Origin of the sequence: Sporosarcina sp. E16_3 (genome assembly GCF_017347125.1) — a bacterium.
Lineage (GTDB): Bacteria > Bacillota > Bacilli > Bacillales_A > Planococcaceae > Sporosarcina.
In genome coordinates, this window is record NZ_JADPRX010000075.1 from 1 (window position 1) to 1367 (window position 1367).

The following is a 1367-nucleotide window of genomic DNA, read 5'->3' on the forward strand; positions in this document are numbered from 1 at the left end:
ATTCGAACCCCCGCGGGATTTGACTCCCCTGTCGGTTTTCAAGACCGATCCCTTCAGCCGAGCTTGGGTATACCTCCATGGCTGTATATAATAGTGGTGGACCTTGCAGGACTCGAACCTGCGACCGGACGGTTATGAGCCGTCTGCTCTAACCAACTGAGCTAAAGGTCCTTTAAGATGGCGGCAGAGGGGTTCGAACCCCCGACCTCACGGGTATGAACCGTACGCTCTAGCCAGCTGAGCTACGCCGCCAGGATCTTTAATTTAAATATATGTTGGTGGAGCCTAGCGGGATCGAACCGCTGACCTCCTGCGTGCAAGGCAGGCGCTCTCCCAGCTGAGCTAAGGCCCCATGTTGGTGACGATTTTTTAAGCAATAAATTTGCTTAAAAAGCTTAATGGTCGGGAAGACAGGATTCGAACCTGCGACCCCTTGGTCCCAAACCAAGTGCTCTACCAAGCTGAGCTACGTCCCGAAGAAATATAAAGTTTAAAAAATAATGGTGCGCCCGGCAGAAGTCGAATCCACAACCTCCTGATCCGTAGTCAGGTGCTCTATCCAATTGAGCTACGAGCGCATATAATAATAGTTTTGAGTGAAAATCGGTATTTTGATGCCGAGAACCGGAATCGAACCGGTACGGTAGTCACCTACCGCAGGATTTTAAGTCCTGTGCGTCTGCCAGTTCCGCCACCCCGGCAAAAATATGGAGCGGAAGACGGGATTCGAACCCGCGACCCCGACCTTGGCAAGGTCGTATTCTACCACTGAACTACTTCCGCATTATAAGTGCGGGTAAAGGGAGTCGAACCCCCACGCCCGAAGGCACTAGATCCTAAGTCTAGCGCGTCTGCCAGTTCCGCCATACCCGCAATATAAGATTACAACTTAAAAGTCATAAAAAATGGTGAGCCATGCAGGATTCGAACCTGCGACCCTCTGATTAAAAGTCAGATGCTCTACCAACTGAGCTAATGGCTCGAAAAGTGGTGCCGGAGAAAGGACTTGAACCCTCAACCTACTGATTACAAGTCAGTTGCTCTACCAGTTGAGCTACTCCGGCCAATAAATTTCACTATAAAGTATATGGTGGAGGATGACGGGCTCGAACCGCCGACCCCCTGCTTGTAAGGCAGGTGCTCTCCCAGCTGAGCTAATCCTCCTGGGTATAAGTTAGACAACAATTAATTACTTGTCCTTTTGAACATCTATGTAATGAATGTACAAGCCCGGCGACGTCCTACTCTTGCAGGGGGAAACCCCCAACTACCATCGGCGCTGAAGAGCTTAACTTCCGTGTTCGGGATGGGAACGGGTGTGACCTCTTCGCAATCGTCACCAGACTATTATCATCTTTTTCAAGAGA

Annotated in this window: 11 tRNA genes and 1 rRNA gene; all 12 read right to left on the bottom strand. The window is 50.2% G+C overall.

Annotation, left to right across the window (positions count from 1 at the left end):
- Positions 1-94: 94 nt before the first annotated feature.
- The 12 genes from I2483_RS19090 to rrf all read right to left on the bottom strand — a co-directional run bounded on the left by I2483_RS19090 (position 95) and on the right by rrf (position 1344).
- Positions 95-171 (bottom strand) — tRNA-Ile (locus tag I2483_RS19090).
- Between the two features lie 7 nt (positions 172-178).
- Positions 179-252, bottom strand: a tRNA-Met gene (locus tag I2483_RS19095).
- A 24-nt stretch (positions 253-276) separates the two neighbouring features.
- Positions 277-352 (bottom strand) — tRNA-Ala (locus tag I2483_RS19100).
- A gap of 47 nt (positions 353-399) precedes the next feature.
- Positions 400-476, bottom strand: a tRNA-Pro gene (locus I2483_RS19105).
- A gap of 25 nt (positions 477-501) precedes the next feature.
- Positions 502-578, bottom strand: a tRNA-Arg gene (locus I2483_RS19110).
- Between the two features lie 37 nt (positions 579-615).
- Positions 616-701, bottom strand: a tRNA-Leu gene (locus tag I2483_RS19115).
- A 7-nt stretch (positions 702-708) separates the two neighbouring features.
- Positions 709-783, bottom strand: a tRNA-Gly gene (locus I2483_RS19120).
- Between the two features lie 8 nt (positions 784-791).
- A tRNA-Leu gene (locus I2483_RS19125) sits at positions 792-873 on the bottom strand.
- 33 nt (positions 874-906) lie between these two features.
- Positions 907-982, bottom strand: a tRNA-Lys gene (locus tag I2483_RS19130).
- Between the two features lie 6 nt (positions 983-988).
- Positions 989-1064: transfer RNA gene (locus tag I2483_RS19135), tRNA-Thr, on the bottom strand.
- Positions 1065-1088: 24 nt separating this feature from the next.
- Positions 1089-1164 (bottom strand) — tRNA-Val (locus I2483_RS19140).
- Positions 1165-1228: 64 nt separating this feature from the next.
- Positions 1229-1344 (bottom strand): 5S ribosomal RNA (rrf, locus tag I2483_RS19145).
- Between the last annotated feature and the right edge of the window lie 23 nt (positions 1345-1367).